Genomic DNA, 25,525 nt, shown 5'->3' with positions numbered 1-25,525 from the left:
AACTAAGGCTATGCCTGTGTTTTTTAACTCGAATTTTGAAATTTTCCTCACACAATCTTTAGACCACTTTAATATTCATTTTGGTATAAAATTTTCGAGAAGGAAGAAATTTGAAGTCAAATCAATTCAAATACGCAATATATCACTGCAAAGGTCTCTGAAATTTAAAAATTGATGAGATTATTGAATATAATTCAATAAAAACCATAAAAACAGTTAATTGAATACGAACTTTATAAAAAACCTCTTCTGATAAAGTTAAAAATAGCTATTGGATTTACGGTCAGTACAAATCGTATTTTCTTCGAATACGCATCTTGTCCTATCTCCCAGCCGTTATTTGAGTACAAGGGAAAATACAACTCAAAAATATTATGAATAAAATTTAACCGGATTCCATTTTCATAAGCAAAATAAATAGCATTGTTTCGATTCTTTAGAAAAGCAACATCATTATATATTTCCAGCCATCTCCATAGACCTATATTAGAATTAAAAGAAACCATATATTCATTAGCAAATCTTACAGGGAGTACGGATTTAAATCCCCCTTCCGTTGCAATAAACTGTTGGCTAAAAATACCTGAATTTTCTGATCTCCCTATATAGTTTAATTGGAATAAGTAATCATTTGCCCTGTCTAATCCAAAGCTAAAATAATTACCCTTAGTATTATTATTTAAAAATGCGCCGATATATACTCTAAAATCAAGTTGTGTATTTCTGTCGGTCAGACTTCTGTAGCGAATATCCGCAGATACTTTGGAAAACTTTCCTCCAAACTCTGTACTTAGAATGTATCGAAATCCTTTGATAATATCCGGTCTGTTATAAAAATAACTCAAGGTAAAAATACTATACTTGTCCTGATCTGTTTTGATTATGCCCGGAGCAACTTCTTTGTCCACATTAAATAATCTGGCGGATAAAAAACGCCCTCCGGCATCTCTCAATGTTTTTCTTTTAAATTCAACTTGTATGCTTTGGTTAAAAGATGTATATGCCAGATCTCGTGCATAGTGTAGGCGACTTCCGCTTACGGAATAAAGAATTTTATTGATACTTGTGTCTTCAAAATATTGATAATAACGTGTAAAAAAAGTTCCTGTTAATGATTTACTTTCCGTACCGTATGACGGTGTAAGGCTAAATTCCAGGTTTCTGGTCAATATGGGTCTATTATGTAATTTTAAACCTATTAAAAGCCCGTCATATAAATTATATCTCAAATCAGGTTGATAAAATAATTGATGATAATACGGGTCATTGATGTCTTTTATGAAGGTTAATTTAAGCGGCTTATTAAATAAGCCTTTTTTAAGGTTTTTAGAATTGTCTATGGTATTATACTCGGGATATGTATTCTCATAATTTAATGATAAGCGATCAAAATTTCCTTTGGCAATTCTCACCGTTCTTATACTATCAATATTTGTATACCACTTTTTAAAGATTACTTTTTTATTTTTGATTCCATATAAGGCAATTGGAGCCGTAATATTTCTTTTGTTTTTGATAGTTACATCAATTGAATCTCCAACAGGGGTTGCTTTTTTAATGGTATAATCTATTTTTTTATTCGTTTTAATATAATCTCCGAAAAACCAACGAATATCTTTTTTTGTTTTGCCGGCAACAATATTTGCGAAAGCATTATTGGTAGTGATTTTTAAGTGATTGTTGATATAAAATTCTTGTATCGCATTTTTTACTACATTTTCCTCCAAAAAATCTTCCAAATAGCGTAATCCCAAACCGGCTTTGTATTTGCTTACTATTTTTCTATTGAAGTTTGAGAGAGAGTCTGCCCTGGTAGTAAGAGATTGATCTAAAAACTTCCTGGCACTAAACTCATACGTAAAAGGGTATTTGTCATTGAATTTTAATTTGGAAAAATTAAAACTGCGAATACCCCAAACCTTTGAAAGATTTCCCAGTAAATTTAATTCCGGATAATATTTTTCTACATACTCCATCATCAGGTAATACTGTATACCGTCTGTCAGCCAGTAATCGGTTCTGGTATTCAGCAATAAAGTGTTTTCTATATATTTTTTACTGATAGCCTTAAACATGGCAATATCCCACTTAAAAACATCGGAAAACGGACGTACAAATTTTGGCAACTGATTCAATCCGTATATCGGGTTTTTTCTTTGAGTAATTTTGTCTACAAATAACTCTTTATGAGGGTATTTTCCTAGGTACTTTTCAATAAATAATAGCGCCCTATCCAATATAGATACTCCCGTTTTATGATCGATGCTTTCATTAACAATATCTGTTTTTACATGAACAGCCTTTGTTTTAAAGGATTTAAAATTTGCTTCCTTGTCAATATTTAAAATGATATTGGTTTTCTTTTTTCCAATTAAAAAATAGGTTTTTAGACTATCTTTTTGAGTTACGTATTGATATAAATTACTTTCCAATGTATAGGTGTCCGGAATATCAATTTCAATTTGAAAATCTGAAATATCCGAGTACAGATCATCCATATTTAAATTGCTCATGACCTTCCATTCTTCATCATAAACAGCGGGATTCAGATACCAAAACCGAAGATGATATCCTCCTTCGGTTTTTCCGTATCCCGTAAATTTTGCATTTGGAATTTTAATATCATAAGAAGCGGTAATGATAATAGAATCTCTGGGCAACAAGGTTTTTTTTAATGTTATTTTTAAGACATCAATCTGCTCTGTAAGCTCTTGAAAATCGGCTACTTCATAATTGACAGATAGGTTTGAAATCTTTGTAGACCCTCTGTCTTTTTCTTTGGCAAAATATAGATTCTTCTTATAGTCTTCTATAAAACGTTTGGACAGCCTTGTTTTGTTATTTTTATAACTATTGGCCCAATTATGAAGAAAGATTTCGTTTAATTTTGTTTGTGTCTTATTATGGAATACCATGTACTGCTGTATTCTCAAAATATCTTTTTCAGTATCTAATGAAGCTTTGACGTTTATTTTATTCTCTTGTGCATTTACAGCAAAAGAAAGTAAAAAAAAGCTACCTGTTTTAAATATGTTAAGAATGCTTTTCACATATTTTTTATAAGAAATTGATAGACATTTGTTGTATTTGAAGTACACAAACAAATACTGACTGTAGTATAATTGATTTCTGTACAGGTTTTAAAAAGAACATATTTAGAAATTGGGTTTTAGGCTGTACTTAGCATAGAATTTATTCAGATGTGTTATCGCTTCGTCAGCAGTATCGACAATTCTAAATAGTTTTAAATCTTTATCACTGATATTTCTTTTACTAAGTAGTGTATTTTTAATCCAGTCAATGAGTCCGCTCCAAAAACCCGAGCCCACTAAAATAATGGGAAAACGGCCAATTTTATCGGTCTGGATTAAGGTGATTGCTTCAAACAACTCGTCTAAGGTTCCAAAACCTCCGGGCATTACAATAAATCCTTGCGAATATTTGACAAACATTACTTTACGAACAAAGAAGTAATCGAATTCCAGGTTTTTATCACTGTCAATCCAGGGATTATCGTGTTGTTCAAAAGGTAATTCGATATTTAAACCTACGGAAGTACCCTTTCCTCTATAAGCTCCTTTATTTCCTGCTTCCATTATTCCGGGCCCTCCGCCGGTAATGACTCCGTAACCGTTTTGCGTTAACTTATACGCAATCTTTTCTGCCAGCTTATAATAGCTATCTTCGGTTTTTGTCCTTGCAGATCCAAAAATAGAAACACAGGGGCCTATTTTGCTTAATTTTTCATAACCGTCAACAAATTCGGACATGATTTTAAAAATGGCCCAGGAATCGTTGGTTTTAATTTCATTCCACGTTTTCTGCTGTAACTTTTCTCTTATTTTTCTGTCTTCATTTATCATGATATTTCATAGTGTTTATATGATTACTAAATTAGTTCTTTTCTAAGGAACTTTGCCGTATAACTGGTTTTGTGTTTGATCATTTCTTCCGGAGTACCGGTACACAAAACCTGCCCTCCTTTTTTTCCGCCTTCCATACCCATATCAATGATATGATCGGCCAATTTGATAACATCCAAATTATGTTCTATAATAAGAATGGTGTTTCCTTTGTCGGTCAATGTATTTAATACTTCCATTAACACTCTGATATCATCAAAGTGAAGACCTGTGGTAGGTTCATCCAAAATATAAAAAGTATTTCCCGTATCTCTTTTGGAAAGCTCGGAAGCTAGTTTAATCCTCTGCGCTTCGCCTCCTGATAAAGTGGTAGATTGCTGACCCAATGTAATATAACCCAAACCAACATTTTGTATGGTTTTTAATTTTTTATATATTCTCGGAAGTTTTTTAAAAAAAGCTACCGCATCATCAATTGTCATATCTAATACATCGGAAATAGATTTTCCCTTATAACGAATTTCCAATGTTTCACGATTAAACCGTTTCCCCTGGCATGTTTCACACACTACATGTACGTCCGGTAAAAAGCTCATTTCAATAATTCTTACTCCACCTCCCTGGCAGGTTTCGCATATGCCCCCCGTTACATTAAAAGAAAAACGACCGGGTTTATAACCCCTAATGGCTGCTTCCGGAGTTTTGGCAAACAAGCTTCGTATTTCACTAAAAACGCCTGTATAGGTTGCCGGGTTAGAGCGTGGACTCCTCCCAATAGTAGATTGATCAATATCAATTACTTTATCAATAGATGTTATACCGGATATTTTTTTATAAGGCATGGGCTTTTTGACTCCTCTGTAAATATGTGCATTTAAAATAGGGTATAGTGTCTCATTGATTAATGTTGATTTTCCACTTCCCGATACGCCTGTTACACAAATCATTTTTCCCAAAGGAAATGATACCGACACATTTTTTAAATTATTTCCTGTAGCTCCCGAGAGTTCAATACATTTCCCATTTCCTTCCCTTCGCTTTTTTGGAATGAGAATTTGCCTTTTTTTTGTCAAGTAATCAGCAGTTAAGGTGCTTTGTTTTTTTAAATTGTCAAAAGTACCTTCGCTCACTATTTCTCCTCCATGCTTACCGGCACCGGGCCCAATGTCTAATACAAAATCAGCGTGCTCAATCATGTCCTGATCATGTTCCACTACTAAGACAGAGTTTCCAATATCTCTTAATTTTATCAAGGAATGAATAAGCTTTTGATTGTCTCTTTGGTGTAAGCCTATACTTGGTTCATCCAAAATATATAATACACCAACCAATTGAGATCCTATTTGTGTAGCTAAACGGATACGTTGTGCTTCCCCGCCTGATAAAGATTTGGAAGTTCTGTCTAAAGTCAAATAATCCAGGCCGACATCTAACAGAAACTGAACCCTGGTACGAATTTCTTTTAGAATTTCGGAAGCAATGGCCATTTGTTTTTTCGAAAGTTTGGTATCTATTTTCTGAAACCAAACTGCTAATTCATGAATATCAAACTGAGCTAATTGTGAAATATCTTTCCCCAGAATTTTGAAATGTAAGCTTTCTTTCTGTAGTCGCTTTCCTTCACATACGGCACAGGAAATTTCATCCATAAAGTTTTTTGCCCAACGTCTGATAGAGGTACTTTCGGTATTCTTAAATTGATTGTGAATAAATGAGATGATACCTTCAAAATCTATTTCATAATTCCTATGCACACCTGCAGCTTTTGACTGAATAGTAAACTTCTCATTACCTCCGTTCAAAATGACATCCATAGCTTCCCCGGGTATGTCTCTAATAGCTTCGCTTAATTTGAAATGATATCGCTCCGCAATAAGTTGTAACTGTTTAAATATCCAACTATTTTTTTGCTCTCCCAGAGGAGCAATACCGCCATTTTTTATGGAAATAGTATCATCGGGAATCACTTTTGAAATAGCTACTTCATTCGTAATTCCCAAACCATTGCAGTTAGGGCATGCTCCTTTAGGTGAATTGAATGAAAAAGTGTTAGGTTCGGGGTTCGGATATGCTATTCCGGTTGTTGGACACATTAATTCCCTGCTAAAAAACCTGGGTTTATCAGCAACATCCATATCCACTACCATTAAAATATTATTTCCTGTATATAATGCGGTTTTAATGGTGTCCTCCAACCTTTTCGATGTTTTTTCATCCATTTTCATTCGATCAATGACTACTTCAATATCGTGCATTTTATAGCGATCTAAACGCATGCCTTTTTCTATTTCTTTAATTTCACCGTCTACCCGAACGCGGATGAAACCTTGCTTGGAAATTTGCTCAAATAACTCTCTATAATGCCCTTTTCTGGATTTTACCAATGGTGCTAAGATGGCAATTTTCTTACCTTTAAACTCAGAAAGAATCAACTGTTTGATTTGCTCATCGGAATAGCTGACCATTTTTTCACCGGTGTTATACGAATAAGCCTCAGCAGTTCTGGCATATAATAAACGTAAAAAATCATAGATTTCCGTGATGGTTCCTACGGTAGAACGAGGACTTTTATTAGTTGTTTTTTGCTCTATGGAAATGACAGGAGAAAGCCCGTCGATTTTATCGACATCAGGGCGTTCCAATCCTCCTAAAAATTGACGCGCATATGCCGAAAAAGTCTCAATATACCGCCTCTGCCCTTCGGCATAAATGGTATCAAAAGCCAAAGAAGATTTTCCACTGCCGCTTAAACCTGTAATAACTACTAATTTTTCGCGCGGAATTTTTACATCAATATTCTTTAAATTATGAGCTCTGGCTCCAAAAACTTCTATATAGTTGTGTTCTTCCGGCATGAAAAATTTTGGAAAAAAGCAAAGGTACGTAATCCTGTGTTATTTTTAACTCGGATTAGGAAACAATTCATCGGAAAACGAATGTCTTAATGTAGTTTAAAGTTAGAAAGTTCCAAGGTTAAAGTTTGCTCAGTGATTTGTTTTTTGAAAGAAACAGATTAAGAATGCTCTTAAAATAAGTTGATGAGAGTATTTTATAACAGATTTCTCTTATGGTACCATAGATAAAATCTATCATATATCAAAAAGCTGGTATTAAAGATCTCAATTTTAAAATATAGACTTTTGCACTTTTCAACTTTCTAACTTTCTGACTTTTCAACTGTATTTTTTTGAGAAAGGTAAAAGGGATGTAATATGGAACCCTTAGTACATTTTTAAATCTTTAAATCTTTTAGTTTCTATCTGGTCTTAGCATTTTTGTTAAAACTAAAAGATTTGATATACACTAAAAGAAATTCGGTTTTGTTGGATTATTTCGAGTTTTTTTTGAATGTTTTTTATTCTTGTTTGTTTCATCAATCAAATTGTTAATTAGTTAGTTCTACATCGTAGTTTAGTCAGCATCAACATATTTCTCAGACGGAAAGATATCACAGAGTGCCCCGGAGAATTACATGAATTGATTGAGGCGTTACATCCGATTTTTTAAAAAATCGTATCTTTACCGAACATGCCCTCTATTTTGCACTCCACAAAACTTTATTGGAATGAATAAGGGGATCTTAAGTCCTTAATTAACTTTTTAAAATAAGGTAATTAAAATGGATCAAGCAAAAAAGTTGTGGGGAAGACTTGAATAAAAATTTTATCATTTCAGATTTTTTTTAAATGAATATCCATTAAATAACTGTTTATTAAGTTTTTAAACTCTATTGAATGATGCTTTTGCGATTGACTCAACTTAAATGTTTTCAATAATATCTTTAAAATCCCACAAGTTTTCGGATTGATCCATTAAAATGAAGTTTATTGAACGAAAACAAAAACTGGATTATCTGTTGGAAATGATACAAAACGGACGATGTTTTTCATTATCACAAATCTCCGGTAAGTTTGAAGTTAGCAAAAGAACTGCAAAAAGAATGATTGCCTGTTTACGAGAAGAAGGGTATAAAATTATATACTGTAGAGTTACCGGTAAATTTTGGATTAAAGAAGAATAAAAAATGAGAAAAAGGGAGAAACATATTATAATCAATCTTTATAATTATTTGAATAAAATGATTTCTAAGGGAAGTTGATTTTCTTGTTCAAAAAAAACGGATAAATATCTCAAAGGGACAAAATTTGTCCTCTTGAAGTATTTACTTTGCCATTCCATGCGGGGATATGATGTACTCGTTATAAAAATCATCTGTCATTTAAATATTTATGGTATGAAAATATCGAAATTATCGAAATCGTCCTTCAAAAAAGGATATCTGATTGCATCTGGTGGCTGCTGCTCCTGCTGCTGCTGTTTTCAGATTCATTAAGATGCCTTAATGACTAAGAGGCTGTCTGAAAAGTGTCATTCTAAATAAAAATGAAGAATCTTTTAATTATTGATAATTAAATAATTAAGATTTTTCGGCTAAGTCTGCCCTGAACGAAATCGAAAGACTCAATATGACATCGGCAAAGACTTTTCAGATAGCTTTTTTTGTCAATAATAAAGTAGCAAAATATAAAAAAATATGATCTTCGATTTTGATGTTATAAAAGATACTAAAAATAATTGTTACCAATTAAGAACAAAAAATACCTTATATGCTCTTGAGTTTGAAGATGCCGAAAAGGAAGCCATTTTTGTAAGCATTACGGAAGCGTTTAAAAAAGACAATACCATTACTTTTCAAACACTTATTCATAAACTTGCCACTAAAAAAAATCGTGCTAAAGTCATAGATGTTTTAAAAACGCTTCATGACAGTGAGTTACTTCCTGTAGAATACGCTAGCAACTTACATAAAGAAAAGAAATGATGGCATTTTCCTATATAATACCCATAAGGTTTCCAACACCGTTATTTCTGTTTTTGGAAATCTTGTTTTTGGGAATAAAATCAAGCAACTTGCAAAATCGTATCACTTTAAAAAAGTAAATGTATTTCCTATAGATAAGGATATGGATATCGAAAAAATGATAGAGAAAAGTGATTTTATTATTGCAGGTGCAACACAATGGTCACCATACCATTTGGAAGAAATAAATAGCATTGCATTAACAAAAAATACTCCGTGGTTGTATATAGGGGGTATAGAAGAAACTGCTATTAAAATAGGACCTTTGTTTTATGGGAAAGAAACGGGATGCTACAATTGTTTGATGAGCCGTATAAAAAGCCATTCCGATACCCTTTCTTATTTGAATACCTATGAAGCATATTTAAGAAAACATAAAATAGCATCGAAACCTGATGCTGTTTCTAATAAAAGCATTTTAAATAATATTGTTGCAAATATGGCTCTTTTAGAGGTGCTCAACTTTATAGAAGTTTGGAGTTTGCCTGTAACATGGAAAACGGTTTTAAAAATAGATACGATTAATTTTGAAACAACGAAACACAAGTTATTAAAAAAACCTTTTTGTGAAATTTGTAAACCTGAATTGCTATACAATGCTTCTCCTTGGTTAGAACCCGTCACCTTAAAATAATGAACAATCTAAGTACGCTATTCAATGGAAATGATCTTATATCCGATGAAATCGGATTATTACATCAAATGATAAAAATACCTACGATGAACTTAGACCCTTTGTTACTTGGTTTCGGGGTATGGCCCTCGAATACTGAGCCCTTATTAGGAGTCAAGTATAATATAAGAGGATCCGGGTGCAGCCCTTCCTGGGAGGAAAGCATTTTAGGAACCATAGGGGAAATTGTAGAACGATATGCTCCTTTATTTTACGATATTAAAAAAGGCAAAAAAACTACATTTAAAAATATTGACATATTAGCCGTACATCCCAAAGAATTTGCGCTGTTTCATAACAAACAATTTGAAGACGATGGCTTTAAACTAAAAAAATTCGATGAAGATATTGAGCTTACATGGTTTTCTATGTATGATTTAACCAATGGAAAAGAAACATGGGTGCCCGGACAATTTATTTATATGCCTTTTAGGGGTGACGAAAATTACATCACCGTAAATACATCCACAGGATTGGCTGCTCATACAAATTATTATAAGGCAATACTCACGGGACTGTATGAAGTGATTGAACGAGATAGCTTTGTCATTACGTGGATGCAAAATTTAGTTCCCCAAAAAATCAAACTCTCCCGGGAAATACAATCCTATATTTCTAATCTTTTTCCCTGTCAATATGAATGGCACTTTTTTGATATACGTTATGATATAGAAGTACCTACCGTGTTTGGAATATGTTTTGGAGAGGCAGAGTATGGAAAATTTGTAGCCGTAAGTTCGGCCACAAGGGCTACTTACGGAGAAGCCTTAAAAAAAGCCATTCAGGAAATAGGCCAGGCAGTTCCCTATTTTAGACATTTATTAGGAGAAAAAAAAGGATGGAGACCTTCCAATGATTTTGGATCCATTCAAAATTTTGAAGACCATTCCATTTTTTATACGCTAAGACCCGATCTTTGGCATGTATTTGACAAATGGAGAGATGCAAAAGAGACTAAGGAAATTGATTTTTCCGAAACAGCTAAAAGACCCGACGTTAAAGAAATCAGACATATTGTTACATTGTTAAAAGATAAAAAGTACAATGTATTGTTTAAAGATGTTACAACTCCCGATATCAGGCAATTGGGTTTTTACAGCGTCAAAGTTTTTGTACCTCAATTAATCCCCTTATCAGGAGGCTATTCTTTTTATTTTTCAGGAGGCGAAAGATTGTATTCTGTTCCAAAAAAGATGGGGTTTGAATCGAATCATTTTGAAAATTTAAACACATATCCACATCCATTTCCATAAAAATAAATGATGCATATACAAAAAATTAAAGAAAAATACGATAAGAAGGATGGCTCTTTATACGGCAAAAATAACATTGAAGATTCTTTGGCAATGTTGTATCATGAAAATTCAAAATTTACATCTCATTCTCTTAGAACACAGGGAGAAATTATAGGTTCGTTTTCCAGTCCTTTTATTACGGAACGATGTGTCCAACCTTATAAGTGTTACCCGGGGCAAGTACAAATTGATTTAAATGCGTATATCAAATCAAATCCTGCAAAAGATTTTTTTACGATTTTACATCGACGAAAAAGCATTCGTGATTATCAAAAAGATTACAAAATTTCTTTAAATGAATTGGGCATACTCTTGTATAATAGTTATGGCGTTACCAAAAAATCAAAAATAGAAGGATTAGACAAAGAAGCTCATTTAGGTTTCCGAAATGTACCCTCCGGAGGAGGATTGTATCCTCTGGAGATGTATATTGTGCTGTTTAAATCTCATATTCCTTTAGGTCTGTATCATTACCGACCGGATATAAACTGTTTGGAAGAAATAAAACAAGGGCTGTTCCTCAAAGAACTTTCAGAAGTAATACAGGCAGAACCTTATACAGCTATTCAAAATGCTTCTGCAATTGTGATGACTACGGGACTTATAGAACGACAAACTATTAAATATGGTGAAAGAGCTTACCGCTTTTTAATGCAGGAGTCCGGGGCTGTTGGGCAAAATATAAGCCTTATTGCAGAAACCTTACAGCTTGGTGCATGTTGGGTAGGGGGATATTTAGATGACAAACTCAACGAATTTTTAGGGATAGATGGTGTTTTTGAAACCATCAACAATGTTATTATCATCGGTAAAAAACAAGAAAAAACAGTTTCGGATTCATTATGAATGTCATAAAACTTTCAAATATTAGTTATTATATCAAACAAAAAGAAATAGTAAAAGACATAAGCTTTCACGTACAACAAGGTGACTATTTTGCCTTATTGGGTGAAAATGGCTCAGGAAAATCTATGCTCATCGACCTTTTGTTAGGCGATTTAAAACCTAATAGCGGCCATGTTTCTTTTTTTGAAAAACCAAAAAAAGACTTTAGTAAAGTAGGGGTTGTTTATGACCAACTACCTGTTTTTCCAATGCTAAAAGTAGATGAGATCATCAATTATTTTTGTGCGATTCATAAATTAAAAAGCAAAGATATTAAAGATCAGTATTATGACTTGTTTCATCTTAGAAAAATTAAAAATTCTTTAACTCGAGAACTATCACAAGGAGAGAGAAAGAAATTTGGCTTGGTATTGTCTATTCTCAAACCTTCCGAATTATTGGTATTGGATGAGCCTTTTGCAAATTTAGACCCCACAATCATTGATAAATTGTGGAGTGCTTTAAAAGAAAAATCAAAAACAATTTTTTTTACTTCTCACAATTGGAAAGAAGTAGAAACCATAGCAAACAAAATTTGTTTTATTTATCAAGGTAAAATTCTGCAAAAACCACTTTCTCCTGCTCAACTTATAGCGAAACTTCCTGCAACTAAAAAAATAGCTATAGAAAACGATCTTACAATAGTAGACAGGTTTAAAAATTACGACTATTTTATTCACGACAAAACAGTGCATTTCTTTTATGATGAAAACAGTAATTTGCTAACTGAAATTAGCAAAACAACAAGCAACTACTCCATTCAAAATGCAGGCTTAAAAGATGCCTATTTATATTTTATAAGTTTGATTAAAAAATCATAAAAAATGTTACGAATTTTATTTTCATCTATATATTACCAAACTGTAATTTTTTTAAGAATAAAAATCGCTGTTTTTTTTACGTTTGTTTTCCCCGTTGTGCTTTTTGTGGTATTTGGAAATATTTGGGGAGGGAGTGACAGTGAATACTTTTCTTTTCTTTTCTTTTGTCAGGAATTATAGGAATGACCGTTGCAAGTGACGGTTTAAATGCGATTGGTCCTGTAATAAAAGATTATTATTCCAGCGGGTTACTTAAATATTTAAGAAAGTTACCTTTTAATATTATTTTACACTTTTTAGGCTTGATTATAAGTAGAGTGCTCTCTTTGGTATTTATTATTATACTACTTTGTATTGTTTCAAAATTGGTGTTTGATCATAGGGTTAGTATAGTAGAATTCACCAATTATATGCTAGGTACTTTAATCGGTCTTTTTGCTTTTTCTTTTATAGGATTGGTTTTTAACTTTATAGGAATTAAATATAAATCTGCCAATGGTATTACCAACTTATTTTATTTTATAATGTTGTTTACAAGTGATGCCTTTTATCCTGCGAGTAGTGCTAATGATTTTATTGCCGGTATCGGTAATAGTTTGCCTTTAAACCCAATATTACATATTCTAAGGGATGAAGGATATTATTGGAATCTTCTGCCCTGGCTTGTAATTCCTCCTGTACTATTCTATTTTATATTTCATAATATAAAAACAAATCGCTAGTAATGATAGCAGCATTATCAGTATTTCTTTTCGTTATCGGTCTACTCATTTTACACGAGATCGGGCATATAATAGCTGCCAAAATAATGAGGTTAGAAATAAAAAAAATAGGAATAAGTTTAAAACCTTATCCTCACGTTTTTGTAGCCGTAGAATGGACAAGAGAAAAATTAAAGAGATTTATTTATTTATTTTCAGGGATTACAGTTACCCTAACATTGTTTTCTATTTCTTTTGCCTTCGATTTTTTTGAATTACAGCATCTTCTTTATGCTTTTATCATTCAACTTATTTTTGAAACCAATCCCTTTTTTTCAGACTTTACCATTGCTATAGTTACAAATATTGCAGAAAAACAAAAAATTGCCATCGATGAAAATTATTATCAAAAAGTTTATACGAAATATGCATTCGGTCTTGGTTGGTATGTTCATTTTAGTATATGGATAACTTTCATTTATGTATTGATAACCCTTAAAAACAATTTTATAGTATGACACGCTTATTATTGATTTCATTATTGCTAGCCTCTTTTCCGGGAAATGCTTCCGTAACGGACAGGTCTAAAAACAACCCCTTGCAAATACAGAAAACCGTAGTATCCGATACTTTGCTCGTAAACATTCAAAGCAAAATAACTGACGCTTTTGTATTAGGAATTAGAACCAAAAAAAATGCAGAACTTTTAGTGCTCAGAGGAAAATTGGAGGATTTGTATCGAAAAAAAGAACAAAATCTGATATTATACTGGCAATCGTATTTGCAATATTATTTATCTCTTTTTTATACCATTGAACAAGATAAAAAACTGGCGGAAAAAGAAATTGATAAAGGCGTTGAAATTTTAAAAGGTATTGAAAATAAAAATTCTGAGGACTATGCACTGTTAGCGACCTCACAAAATTTTTCCATACAGTTTAAAGGGATGAAAGTTATTTTTATTTCTAATAGTGTTAAAAAAAATGGAAAAAAGGCAATTGCTTTGGATCCTGACAATTTAAGGGCTTACTATGCTTTAGGGTCTAATGATTTTTTTACCCCTAAAATGTATGGAGGAGGTAAAAAAGCAGAGGGGTATTTTAAAAAAGCGATTTCATTGCCCAATCAAAAAATTAAAAACCCTTATTTGCCTTCCTGGGGAAAAGACGATGCTTATGAATATTTAATTCGATTTTATATCAGAGAAGAGCGTTGGAAAGAAGCCGTACAATATTTTCAAGAAGGAATAAAACTTTATCCAAATTCTTATAATATAAAAGCGTTGGCTAATAGATTGAAAGGCAAGTGATTTTTTTAAGGTTCGATGAGATTTCTATTTTTCAAGATTTTTCTTTTTGCTTCCTTTCATTGCTTTTCACAAACCCTGCTAAAAGGCATTGTAAAAGAGAAGCAAGGAAGCCCTGTTTTTGCTGCAAATGTATATGTAAAATCTGCTCCGGAAAAAGGTACAGTTACTGATTTTGATGGAAAATTTAGTTTGCCAATTCACAAAGAAGACACGTTGGTAGTTTCTTATGTGGGTTTTCAAACTTTAGAGATTCTATTAAATGTTATTGACACAGAAAAAGTTTTAGAAATCACACTTTTAGAGGCTAAAAACACCTTAGAAGAAATTGTTATAAAATATACGGATCCCATTTCTGAGCAGTTTTCAGTAGTAAAAATGGATATGCTAAAAGATGTATATCTTAATCCTGTTGCTCAGGGCGACCCACTAAAAGCCATTACCATACAACCTTTTTCTACTAATACAGACGAAACGGCGAACCCTTCACTGAGAGGTAGTAGTGGTGATCGTTCAAGGGTTGTTTTTAACGGTGTGCCGATCATCAATCCTGTACGAGCCTCCAATCTTGAAAACCAAGGTTTTTTTAGTCTTTTGAATCCTGAAATTATTGAAAAACAATATGTGTACGCCAGCAACCCTTCGCTTACTTTTGGTAATACTTCCGCAGGTTTGGTAGAGATAGAAACCAAAAGAATATTGAAAAACAACAGCTTACAATTATCGACAGGCTTAGCGGGAACTGGTTTTATGTTACATCAACAAATAAAGAAAAAATCGTTTGTTCAGGTATATGGAAATTATCAATTTTCAGAGGCTTATATTGGCATACAAGAAAAATATTTGCCTGCTATAAGAAGTTTCAGTACTAAAGATTTTGGACTTAATTTTCACAGTAATTTGAGTGAAAAAGTAGAATTCAACTCGTTTGGTTATTTTATAGATGAAGATTTTAGTGGAAAAAATATAGAAACATTTACTTATATAGGCGATTCAGAAAACAGTAGAAAGCGTTTTTTTACTGTCAATAGTGTAAAATTTTACACCAAAAAAGGTACTTGGCAAATTAATAACGGGATAAGTATTGACAAGACAAGTTTTGAACATGGAAATTCAAATTACAAGGCTAATTATAAAAATATTTTTACGGCTATCCATTACAAATGGTTTCTTTTAGACAATACGGATATTCAATTTGGTATTTCACACGATCACCACAGTCATATTTTTAAAGATACAATCCCTACTTATTATTATGCAATTTCGCCAGAATCTCCCAGTTTTTATAGAGAAACAACTATTGAAAATACTATTGTAGAAGGGTATGTTTATATGCTTTGGAAACTAAATAATCAATGGAGTTTTTCTTCGGCGATACGACGTAATATTCCTACAAATAACCAAGAATCTTATATGAGTTCTCAAACGAGTTTTAAATTCAAACCCAGTGAAAAGCATTATTTTTTGCTGAGTGGAGGGGAATATCACAGTTATAGTGTGCCAAATTCCCTTGCAACTTCCTATAATTTACTAAAGAGCTTTCAGTTGGCGTTTGATTATCATTTTGACTATAAAAACACACTTTTAAAAATAGCTGCCTATTTTAAAAAAGAAACAGGGGAACAAAATAGAGACGTTTTTTCAAGCTTTGATAAAGCCACTACTTTTGGAGTAGAATTTTTTATTGAACAACAATTTTTAAAGTATTTTAAATTTACATTCGCTAATTCCTTTATCAATCAAGAGCAAATAATTAACGATACTGCTTATCCCGGAAATTATGATTTGAATTATTTTTTTAAAACAAATTTACAATATACCAGTCTTAAATTCTTAACTATTGCATTGGGTTATATAGGCAGACCGGGAGGTTATTATACCCCTATAAATGGAAGTAATTATCATTCTGAAATCCAATTTTACGAACCTGTTTTTGCGGAGAATTTGTACAGTGAGCGATATAAAAGTTATTCAACTTTCAATTTTAATATCAGTAAATTCTTACCTTTAAAAAATAACTCCTTTGTCTTTTATGCTTCTGTAAATAATATATTCAATCAAAAAAATCAACGAGTTGTACAATACAATAAGGATTACTCTCTCAGACACTTTGACAACTATTCTAATAGAACATTTTATTTTGGAATGGTTTGGAAATTAAATTATTAATTATTTCTACTTTACGACTTTAAAAAAATTGGGCATCCCCCGTTTTTTTGAAAAAAGTCTAATTTAGATAAAATAAATATGATTAATCTACTCATTTATAGTATTTTAAAAATTTGATTTTCCTGAACTCAAAAAAAGTTTTCCAAATTAAAAACCCTCTGAAGCCTTCAGTGAAATCAATACTTCGCAAAAATGAAATTCAAATTTTCGGGGGTGGCTAATGCAATATAGACTTTTGCACTTTTCAACTTTCTGACTTTTCTACTTTATTTTTTGAGAAAGGTAAAAGGGATGTAATATGGAACCGTTAGTACATTTTTAAATCTTTGAATCTTTAAAATTTTTAATATCTCTTCAATTTTAGGTTTCACTAAGAATGATGGATAACCTCATTATAAAATAGTAACTTGCAAGCTGTAAATATCTAATATGAAATTCATACATTCCGTACGTTATTTTTTTGAAAGAAATGGTTTTCACGTTTCTTCCAGATTAGCAGACAGGTTAGGAGTGAGGACTGTAAATGTTCGATTGTTTTTTATCTATATTTCCTTTATAACTGTTGGTTTATCTTTTAGTTTTTACCTGGTCTTAGCATTTTTGTTAAAACTAAAAGATTTGATATACACTAAAAGGAATTCGGTTTTTGATTTATAATGAATCTATTTAAATCCAAATTACAAAAAGCAATTTTCTTATTACTGGTATTAGTAGGAATAGGAATTTTTGGATATGTATTCCTGTCTGATTATTCTTTTGTAGATGCTTTGTATATGACTGTAATTACTATTTCTACAGTTGGATTTTCAGAAATACGGCCACTGAGAGAAGGAGATAAAATATTTACAATTTTTTTAATATCTACAAGTATTTTTATTTTTGGATATATAGTTTCTGCATTTACGGAATATATTGTGAGTGGAGAATTGTTTAAACGACTTAAATTGAAAAAAGTGCAAAAGAAAATTGAACAGTTGCAAAATCACACCATAATTTGTGGTTTAGGCAGAAATGGAAAGCAAGCAGCGTTAAAATTGAAAAATTATAACGAACAGTTTGTAATTATTGAGAAGAATGAAAGTATTGCAGATGCCAATGAAGACAAAGATATTTTCATTATTAAAGGAGATGCTACTATTGACAGTGTATTAGTCAGAGCAGGAATTAAAAATGCAAAAAACCTGATTACTACCTTACCCTCCGATGCCGATAATCTCTTTGTGGTGTTAAGTGCAAGTCAACTCAACAAAAAATGTACAATTATTAGCAGGGCTTCAGATGAAAGTTCTTATAATAAATTAAAAATAGCCGGAGCTGAAAATGTCATCATGCCTGATAAGCTTGGAGGAGATCATATGGCTTCACTGGTAGTAACCCCGGATGTGATTGATTTTGTAGACAGGCTGACTATTGCAGGAGAAACAACAACCCATTTAAAAGAGATTTCGATTGATGACTTGCCTCATAAGTACATCCGTAAAACGATTGTAGACCTGGATATGAAAAATAAAACCGGGTGTACTGTAATCGGGTATAAAACACCTCAAAAAGAATACGTAATTAACCCCGAAGAATCCACAGTATTAGTTGAAGGGTCAAGCTTAATAGTATTGGGGAAGCCGGAACAGATTTATAAACTGAAAGAATTCTTCTAATGAAAAAAGTGGTTATTACCGGTTCTAACGGGCTTTTGGGTCAAACACTCATAGAACTATTGATGAAAGAGAAAAATCAATATGACATATATGGTTTATCCAGAGGAAAAAACAGAGCGGAAAGAGATGATTTTCACTATTACCCTATTGATATAACCAATACTAAAAAATTAGAAAAGGTACTCTACAAAATAGCCCCTGATGTTATTATTCATACGGCAGCTATGACAAATGTAGATGCTTGCGAAATAAATAAAGATGCTTGCGATGTATTAAATATAAATGTAGTTTCAAATTTGGCAGGTATATCGGAAATAGTGAACGCACATCTCATACATATTTCTACGGATTTTATTTTTGATGGGAAAAGTGGTTATTACAAAGAAACAGACACTCCAAATCCATTAAGTCATTACGGGCATTCCAAATTAAAATCCGAAAAAATTTTAGAGAACTCGCGGGCGAACTTCACCATTTTGAGAACTATTTTAGTATATGGCTTTGTAAAAAATATAACCAGAAATAATATTGTACTATGGATAAAAGAAATGTTGGAAAATAATAAAGAAATTACCATTGTAAAAGATCAATACAGAATGCCGACTTATGTTGAAGATTTGGCACTTGCATGCAAAATTTCTATGGATAAAAAAGCCGAAGGAATTTTTAATATTTCCAGTAACACACTAGTAAGCATATACGAAATAGCATTGGAAATTGCAGCTGCTTTTGGCCTAGATAGCAAACTAATTAAGCCCATTTCTACGGCTACTTTAAATCAAACAGCGCAAAGGCCATTTAAAACAGGTTTTAATCTAACCAAAACAACTACTGAATTGGAGTTTTATCCTAAGAGTTTTAAAGAAGATTTACAGCGATTTAAAGAGCGATTATTCTAAATAAATGGATTTTAATATTCAAAAAGTTATTTAAAATGCATTTTTTTTAAGATATTGCAAATCACTAATTAAAAAAACAACCATTTCTTATGAAGAAAAAACTTCTTACATTGTTACTGTTAGTAGTGCCAATGTTGACATTCGCAAAAGATAAAGGAATAGATGAAAAAATAAATGACTGGTTTATGCCTATAGCTTCCGGTTGGGAAAATTTTGTATTATACCCTGTTTCAATTGCCGGTATTCAGGTGCCGATTGTTGTCATCTTATTGGTTACGGGAGCTACTTTTTTTACCATATATTTTAAATTCCCCAGTGTTGTCAGATTTGGATTAGCAATTAATGTTGTTAGAGGAAAGTATGACGAGTTGGATCATCATTCTTCCGGTAATCCCGAATTGGCTATTGACGGAGATATTAAAGGAACCATTAAAGATGAAAGTAAAGATGGCGAAGTTTCTCATTTTCAAGCGTTAGCAACTGCCGTATCCGGTACAGTCGGACTAGGCAATATTGCAGGGGTTGCAGTTGCCATTGCTTTAGGAGGTCCCGGAGCTACTTTTTGGATGATTGTTTGCGGATTGATAGGAATGGCCACAAAATTTGTGGAATGTACATTAGGAGTAAAATATAGAGATGTTGGCCCTGACGGAACGGTATACGGTGGCCCTATGTACTATCTTTCAAAAGGATTAAAAGAAAGAGGTTTTGCAGGAATAGGTAGAGTATTGGCAATTTTATTTGCAATCCTTTGCATTGGAGCTTCATTTGGAGGGGGTAATGCATTCCAATCCAACCAGGCGGCTGTCCAGTTGTCCTCACTATTAGGTATTCAAGGAAGTGCTTCCGGGTTTATTATTGGATTTATTTTAGCTGCTATAGTTGCAATAGTTATCATTGGAGGAATTAAAAGAATTGCCAGTATCACTGAAAAAATAGTTCCTTTTATGGCAGGAATATATGTACTGGCTGCAGTAATCATAATATTTGCTAATTTTAGCTATATAGACGATGCCTTTGGTTTAATTTTTAAAGGAGCGTTTACTCCGATGGCAGGACTTGGTGGTTTCATAGGGGTTTTAATAGTGGGTTTTCAAAGAGCTGCGTTTTCTAATGAAGCGGGCGCAGGATCTGCAGCAATTGCTCATTCTGCAGTGAAAACCAAATACCCTGCCTCAGAAGGAGTTGTAGCATTATTGGAGCCTTTTATTGATACGGTAGTTATCTGTACAATGACAGCTCTGGTTATCATCTTTTTTAATATAGACGGAACAAACTTACAAAGCGTTTTTGACTATGGTTCGGTACAAGGGAGCAATGTGATCTTAAATGGAACCGGAGAAAGCTTAGGAGGAGTCGATTTAACTTCCAGGGCATTCGATTCGGTTATCCCCGGATTTTCATATGTATTGACCATTGCCATTGTATTATTTGCTTTTAGTACGATGGTTTCCTGGTCTTATTACGGATTGCAATCATGGAAATTTTTATTTGGCAAGGGAAGAAAAGCCGATTTGGTTTATAAGTTATTGTTCTTATTGTTTGTCATTATTGGTGCGGCAGCAACTTTAGATGCAGTAATTAAGTTTTCGGATGCAATGATATTAGCACTGGTATTCCCGAATATGATTGGGTTATTTTTCTTATTTCCAAAAGTTAAAAAAGAGCTGGTCAACTATTTATCAGCTATTAAAGGGAAATGATTTATACTATATTTAATAATTGCTAAGAGAAAATGAAAAGAAAAAAATCCCGTTTCCGATACAATAAGCGTCAACGAAATGGGATTTTTTATTTGTTCTTGCTTATTGTTATCTTTCAGGTTGTATACATTACTGTTGATTTTTCTAAAGAAACAAGCCATACATCAGATGATTTGGCATTTTTTGAAAAACAATTTGATAGCCTAAAAGCATTGAATACTAAAACCTCAACCCCCAAAATATACCCTTTTAATCCCAACTATATAAATGATTATAAAGGCTATCAATTGGGTATGACCGTTTCTGAAATTGACAAATTATTAGCTTATAGACAATCAGGTAAATTCATTAACTCAGCAAGAGAGTTTCAACAAATTACTAAAATATCGGATTCTCTATTAAAAAAAATAGCACCGTATTTTAAATTCCCGGAATGGGTAATGAAAAGGAATCAGAAACTGCACCATGAGAGAAAGAAACAAGTTACCGGTAAAACAGAAGTTGCCCATTACAAAGAAAAATACAAAATAACTACTACGGATATTAATAAAGCCATAGCATTGGATTTTCAAACTATTAAAGGGATTGGAGAAAAATTATCAGAGAGAATAATCAAGTATAGAAATAAACTACAAGGTTTTACATATGAAGATCAGTTATTTGAAGTGTGGGGATTAGATAAAAAGCTCGCTAAACAAATACTCACGGTTTTTAACATAAATGAAAAACCTGTAATTCGTAAAATAAATGTCAATACCGCTACTTTTAAAGAAGTACTTTCTATTCCTTATATCAATTATGACTTATGTAAAAAAATATTCGAATTTAGAGATGAAGTTGCAGAACTTCAAGATATTGAGGAATTGAAAAATATAGAAGGGCTTCCTGTAGAAAAATACCATAGAATAGTTTTATATTTGCTAGCACAATAAACAAATGTTAAATTCATAAATGGAGGGTGTATATTTTACAGAAGAACATGAAGCGTTTAGAAAGAGTTTTCGTGATTTTTTACAAAAGGAAGTAGTACCACATATAGAGAAATGGGAAAAAACAGGAACCATAGAAAGATTTATCTGGGCTAAGTTTGGAGAAATGGGATATTTTGGTTTGAGCTACCCCGAAGCATACGGAGGATTAGATTTGGATATTTTCTATATGGTTATTTTTTTAGAGGAGCTACAGAAAATAAATTCGGGAGGATTTGCTGCAGCTATCTGGGCGCATGTTTATTTGGCTATGACACATTTAAACAAAGAAGGAAACGATACCATTAAAAAGAAATACCTAACTCCAAGTATTGAAGGAAGCAAGGTGGGCTGTTTATGCATTACGGAACCTTCCGGAGGATCCGACGTGGCAGGAATGAGATCAACAGCCATAAAGAAAGGAGAAACATATATCTTAAACGGATCAAAAACATTTATAACAAACGGAGTATATTCGGATTATTTAATTGTTGCCGCAAGAACAAACCCGAAAGAAAAATACAACGGTATGAGTATCTTTGTGATAGATAGAGATACTCCGGGAATTTCTGCAACTAAATTGGATAAGTTGGGTTGGAGAGCTTCGGACACAGGTGAAATTTCGTTTGACAATGTTAAAATTCCTGCTGAAAATTTACTGGGCGAAGAGGGGAAAGGCTTTTCTTATATTATGCAACATTTTGCTTTGGAAAGATTATTAATGGGAATCAACGCACATGCCAGAGCAGCATATGCAATCGATTATACATTAGAATATATGTCTGAACGGCAGGCATTTGGAAAAAGCATTGACACATTTCAGGCCTTACGGCATAAGATTGCCGAAATGGCGAGTGAGGTAGCGATGTGTAGGGAATTTAACTATTCCGTAGCTAAAAAATTAGGCGAAGGAGCGTATGTGGTTAAAGAAGCAAGCATGTCTAAATTGATTTCTACTAAAGTAGCAGATCAGGTGATTTATGATGCATTACAGATGTTAGGAGGATATGGATATATGGAAGAATACCCCCTGGCACGACTTCTCAGAGACAGCAGGCTAGGCCCGATTGGAGGTGGTACCTCTGAAATTTTAAAAGAAATTATCGCAAAAATAATTATTGATAAGAAGGAATATATACCTGTTACTTAGGTTTTTTTAGATATTTGTTTAGATACCTAAACAGAATCATTGGAATATTTTTTAAATCTTTGAATTTTTAAATTCATTGAATATCAACAAGCATAAAGAACTCATCTTAACTTTTTCAGTTTTCTAAAAAATGATTGAAATTTAACTAAATGATCTTATAATTTTCCGACTTTGAAAAAAAATATCCTCATATATTTGGATATTAAGAATTATTTTTATAGGTTTGACTTGATAAACGAAATAAAAGGGCTATGGCTTAAAAAAATTGAAAGCAGTTAAATTTTAATAACCCCCATACCTTTTCAGACGTCTTGTTTTGTTGTACGATTTTTAACACCGCCTTTTTTTGAATAAAACAAAAAGGCATAAACCGGGCAGTACATAAATATTTATTGTTCCGGTATGAAACAGAGGCATACTAAGAAATGTCTGTAAAAAAATATCCGGTAGTTGTGGTTTATATGAAACACAGCAAAACCGGTGCGTATTAACTAATTTAAACAATTTTAAATCATGAAAATGAAAAAAACTTCATGTATCAAAATCGGGGTCTTCGTCTTTAGTCTATCTTTGTTCTTATGGAACTGTATCCGAGAAGACTTTATGAATCCTCAAAACACCGTTACCTCTAACAAGCTCAAGTATTCCTTAACGAAAATAACTTACCGGGAACTACTTGCAGACAAGGAAATAAAACCCTCTTTACCTCTGATTGAAAGACGATTTTCTAAGCACTCGCTACAAAGCATCTACAGCAGAAGTGCTACTGAGGTTGCAGCAGGCCTCACCATTTTTACCGATGAGATTAACAGAATTGTCATAGACGATGTCATTACCTGGACATTTCAGACAGAAAGCCCTGTTTTGGAAACTTCTGATTTTGAAAACTTTTTGGTAAAAAAACACAATGGTGTGTTTACCTATTTTTTGGTTTCCTATGAGTTCACTGACCTTACCGATTCCGAAACATTGTATGAAAAAGCCACTTCGTATGTGATTTCCGAAGAATACCTAAGCCTGGAAGGCCTCAACCTGTCTTCCAGAGATGCTTTTGATTGGGTTTTTCCGAATGACGGTGGTGGTACGGGTAGCGGTCCTTGTGACGGTATTTTGGTATATGACCGGTGTAATTTGGGAGGCAATGCGGACGGACACTGGCCGGTTTTGCAAAACGATGGGTTTACCTATTGTAGCGGTAGTCCGCTGTTATATATAGATTTTTCACATTGTGAGAACTACGGTGTTCCGGACAGTCCTGTGGGAGGCCCGTTGGGAGGAGATGATGGCTCCGGAGGAGATCAGCTTATTGGAGGCGGTAGCGGAGGAGGAAGCTCCGGTGGTGATGGAGATACAACGCTTACGGCTCCTGTTGAGTTGGCAGACCCCAGATGTCCTGAGGGAAGTGGAAAGGTGATGATAAATGAAGTATGCGTATGTCCTCCCGACACCAACAAAGTAGAAGATGCGGACGGAAATTGTGTATGCCCGGAAGGCAAGATAGAAACCTATCAGGGAGTATGTGTGGATATACCTTGTGAAGGGGACCCGGTTCCTAATCCTGAAATTGCACCGCAGACCAATTCCGGTATTGAGGGAGGGCTACATAATACCTGTACTCGTTCGGGATCAAATTGCTCAGGAAATCCTAGTAGAAAAGCTCATGACGGTGTAGATATAAAAAACCCATATGGAGCTCCTGTTTTTGCTATGTATGACGGAACTGCTACATTAGCAACTCAGTATAATAGTAAAGGAAATGTTGATGGAGCAGGTTATCATGTATCAATAACCTCAACTGTTAACGGTCAAACCGTCAGGTTGGTTTATTTTCACCTACAACAAAACAATCGAAAGTCAGGGCCTGTCAGTGCAGGAGATATTATTGGCTATCAAGGAATATCCGGAAATTTAGGAAGAGCTATACACCAAAATCATACAGAATCTCATGTTCATATCAAAGCTAGGGTAAATAGTGCAAAGGCAAATCCTTTGGATTATCTAACAACGGCTATAGACCCTGTAACAGGACAAATAACAAACCCATGTCAATAAATTTAAAAATTTTAGAAATTATGAAAAAAACATATTTACTTGTAACAATCTTATTACTCAGTGCTTATTCTTGCAGAGCACAAATGAATGAGTTAACGCAGTCAGAATATTATGGAATTAAAATTAACGAAGTTACTTTTCAAGAAATTTATGACACGAACGCAGATTTCACTCAGATGAAAGCATTGTTTGGAAATGATTTATCATATGAATTCAAAAATGATATTTTAATTTCAAAGCAATTTTGGAATGATGATTTTGATATTAATTTTGATAGTGACGAGGGAACTAATTATTTTCCAACTTTCATTAATATTTATGATTCATCGATTATAGTAAAAGTAAAAGGAATTGAATTAAGATTAGGTGATGACAGAAGTAAATTTGGCAGTTTACCCTTTAACACAAACTCTAAAAGTTATGTTTTTACAGATCAAGATACTAGAAGTACTTCCCTATATTTTAAAATTGATGAAACTACAGATAAAATTATTGAAATAAGTTTTTTTACTTTATAACAAATC

Annotated in this window: 21 protein-coding genes and 1 pseudogene; 19 read left to right on the top strand and 3 right to left on the bottom strand. The window is 33.0% G+C overall.

Translation table 11 applies throughout. The features are described 5' to 3' along the window. Positions 1 to 233: 233 nt before the first annotated feature. The 3 genes from GKR88_14005 to uvrA all read right to left on the bottom strand — a co-directional run bounded on the left by GKR88_14005 (position 234) and on the right by uvrA (position 6,718). Positions 234 to 3,041 (bottom strand): aminopeptidase, encoded by a 2,808-nt coding sequence (locus tag GKR88_14005; protein QMU66725.1) that lies wholly within the window; start codon positions 3,039 to 3,041, stop codon positions 234 to 236. Between the two features lie 114 nt (positions 3,042 to 3,155). Continuing rightward, positions 3,156 to 3,863, bottom strand: coding sequence for a TIGR00730 family Rossman fold protein (locus GKR88_14000; protein ID QMU65298.1), 708 nt, complete (start codon positions 3,861 to 3,863; stop codon positions 3,156 to 3,158). A 26-nt stretch (positions 3,864 to 3,889) separates the two neighbouring features. Further along, the gene (gene uvrA, locus GKR88_13995) at positions 3,890 to 6,718 is read right to left on the bottom strand and encodes an excinuclease ABC subunit UvrA (protein QMU65297.1); all 2,829 of its coding nucleotides are present in this window, start codon (positions 6,716 to 6,718) and stop codon (positions 3,890 to 3,892) included. A gap of 390 nt (positions 6,719 to 7,108) precedes the next feature. Between uvrA and GKR88_13990 the strand changes: the two are divergent. From GKR88_13990 to GKR88_13900, 19 genes and pseudogenes are all read left to right on the top strand, one after another. After that, positions 7,109 to 7,183: pseudogene (locus GKR88_13990) on the top strand (PspC domain-containing protein). A gap of 497 nt (positions 7,184 to 7,680) precedes the next feature. Then, the gene (locus tag GKR88_13985) at positions 7,681 to 7,884 is read left to right on the top strand and encodes an HTH domain-containing protein (protein ID QMU65296.1); all 204 of its coding nucleotides are present in this window, start codon (positions 7,681 to 7,683) and stop codon (positions 7,882 to 7,884) included. A gap of 513 nt (positions 7,885 to 8,397) precedes the next feature. Beyond that, entirely contained in the window at positions 8,398 to 8,685 is a 288-nt protein-coding gene (locus GKR88_13980) for a hypothetical protein (protein ID QMU65295.1), read from the top strand. Positions 8,686 to 8,827: 142 nt separating this feature from the next. Continuing rightward, positions 8,828 to 9,358, top strand: coding sequence for a TOMM precursor leader peptide-binding protein (locus GKR88_13975; protein ID QMU65294.1), 531 nt, complete (start codon positions 8,828 to 8,830; stop codon positions 9,356 to 9,358). Next, entirely contained in the window at positions 9,358 to 10,650 is a 1,293-nt protein-coding gene (locus tag GKR88_13970) for a hypothetical protein (GenBank protein QMU65293.1), read from the top strand. The genes GKR88_13975 and GKR88_13970 overlap by 1 nt, the downstream gene beginning before the upstream one ends. 6 nt (positions 10,651 to 10,656) lie before the next feature. After that, complete coding sequence (locus tag GKR88_13965) at positions 10,657 to 11,538, top strand: SagB/ThcOx family dehydrogenase (GenBank protein ID QMU65292.1); 882 nt, start codon at positions 10,657 to 10,659, stop codon at positions 11,536 to 11,538. Then, positions 11,535 to 12,398, top strand: a complete 864-nt coding sequence (locus GKR88_13960) for an ATP-binding cassette domain-containing protein (protein ID QMU65291.1) — start codon at positions 11,535 to 11,537, stop codon at positions 12,396 to 12,398. The genes GKR88_13965 and GKR88_13960 overlap by 4 nt, the downstream gene beginning before the upstream one ends. Before the next feature lie 182 nt (positions 12,399 to 12,580). Next, a complete protein-coding gene (locus GKR88_13955) occupies positions 12,581 to 13,120 on the top strand; it encodes a hypothetical protein (GenBank protein ID QMU65290.1) in 540 nt (179 codons plus the stop codon). 86 nt (positions 13,121 to 13,206) lie between these two features. Further along, positions 13,207 to 13,617: a hypothetical protein gene (locus GKR88_13950; protein QMU65289.1), complete on the top strand. Its 411-nt coding sequence runs from the start codon at positions 13,207 to 13,209 to the stop codon at positions 13,615 to 13,617. Further along, on the top strand, positions 13,614 to 14,408 hold the full coding sequence (locus GKR88_13945) for a hypothetical protein (GenBank protein QMU65288.1): 795 nt from the start codon (positions 13,614 to 13,616) through the stop codon (positions 14,406 to 14,408). The genes GKR88_13950 and GKR88_13945 overlap by 4 nt, the downstream gene beginning before the upstream one ends. A gap of 15 nt (positions 14,409 to 14,423) precedes the next feature. Further along, positions 14,424 to 16,574 carry a TonB-dependent receptor plug domain-containing protein gene (locus tag GKR88_13940; GenBank protein ID QMU65287.1) on the top strand — a complete coding sequence of 717 codons (2,151 nt, stop codon included), beginning with the start codon at positions 14,424 to 14,426 and terminating at the stop codon, positions 16,572 to 16,574. 429 nt (positions 16,575 to 17,003) lie between these two features. After that, a complete protein-coding gene (locus tag GKR88_13935) occupies positions 17,004 to 17,231 on the top strand; it encodes a PspC domain-containing protein (protein ID QMU65286.1) in 228 nt (75 codons plus the stop codon). Beyond that, positions 17,231 to 18,229, top strand: a complete 999-nt coding sequence (locus GKR88_13930; GenBank protein QMU65285.1) for a potassium channel protein — start codon at positions 17,231 to 17,233, stop codon at positions 18,227 to 18,229. Before GKR88_13935 ends, GKR88_13930 begins: the two co-directional genes overlap by 1 nt. Then, complete coding sequence (locus tag GKR88_13925) at positions 18,229 to 19,128, top strand: sugar nucleotide-binding protein (protein QMU65284.1); 900 nt, start codon at positions 18,229 to 18,231, stop codon at positions 19,126 to 19,128. The genes GKR88_13930 and GKR88_13925 overlap by 1 nt, the downstream gene beginning before the upstream one ends. Positions 19,129 to 19,217: 89 nt before the next feature. Then, on the top strand, positions 19,218 to 20,831 hold the full coding sequence (locus tag GKR88_13920; protein QMU65283.1) for an amino acid carrier protein: 1,614 nt from the start codon (positions 19,218 to 19,220) through the stop codon (positions 20,829 to 20,831). Positions 20,832 to 20,863: 32 nt separating this feature from the next. After that, the gene (locus GKR88_13915; protein ID QMU65282.1) at positions 20,864 to 21,763 is read left to right on the top strand and encodes a hypothetical protein; all 900 of its coding nucleotides are present in this window, start codon (positions 20,864 to 20,866) and stop codon (positions 21,761 to 21,763) included. Between the two features lie 19 nt (positions 21,764 to 21,782). Further along, positions 21,783 to 22,949, top strand: a complete 1,167-nt coding sequence (locus GKR88_13910) for an acyl-CoA dehydrogenase (GenBank protein QMU65281.1) — start codon at positions 21,783 to 21,785, stop codon at positions 22,947 to 22,949. A gap of 513 nt (positions 22,950 to 23,462) precedes the next feature. Beyond that, positions 23,463 to 25,001 (top strand): peptidoglycan DD-metalloendopeptidase family protein, encoded by a 1,539-nt coding sequence (locus tag GKR88_13905; protein QMU65280.1) that lies wholly within the window; start codon positions 23,463 to 23,465, stop codon positions 24,999 to 25,001. Then, complete coding sequence (locus GKR88_13900; protein QMU65279.1) at positions 24,992 to 25,519, top strand: hypothetical protein; 528 nt, start codon at positions 24,992 to 24,994, stop codon at positions 25,517 to 25,519. The genes GKR88_13905 and GKR88_13900 overlap by 10 nt, the downstream gene beginning before the upstream one ends. Positions 25,520 to 25,525: the final 6 nt, after the last annotated feature.

It is taken from the genome of Flavobacteriaceae bacterium (genome assembly GCA_014075215.1).
GTDB lineage: Bacteria > Bacteroidota > Bacteroidia > Flavobacteriales > Flavobacteriaceae > Polaribacter.
This window is presented reverse-complemented; position numbering and strand designations above follow the sequence as displayed.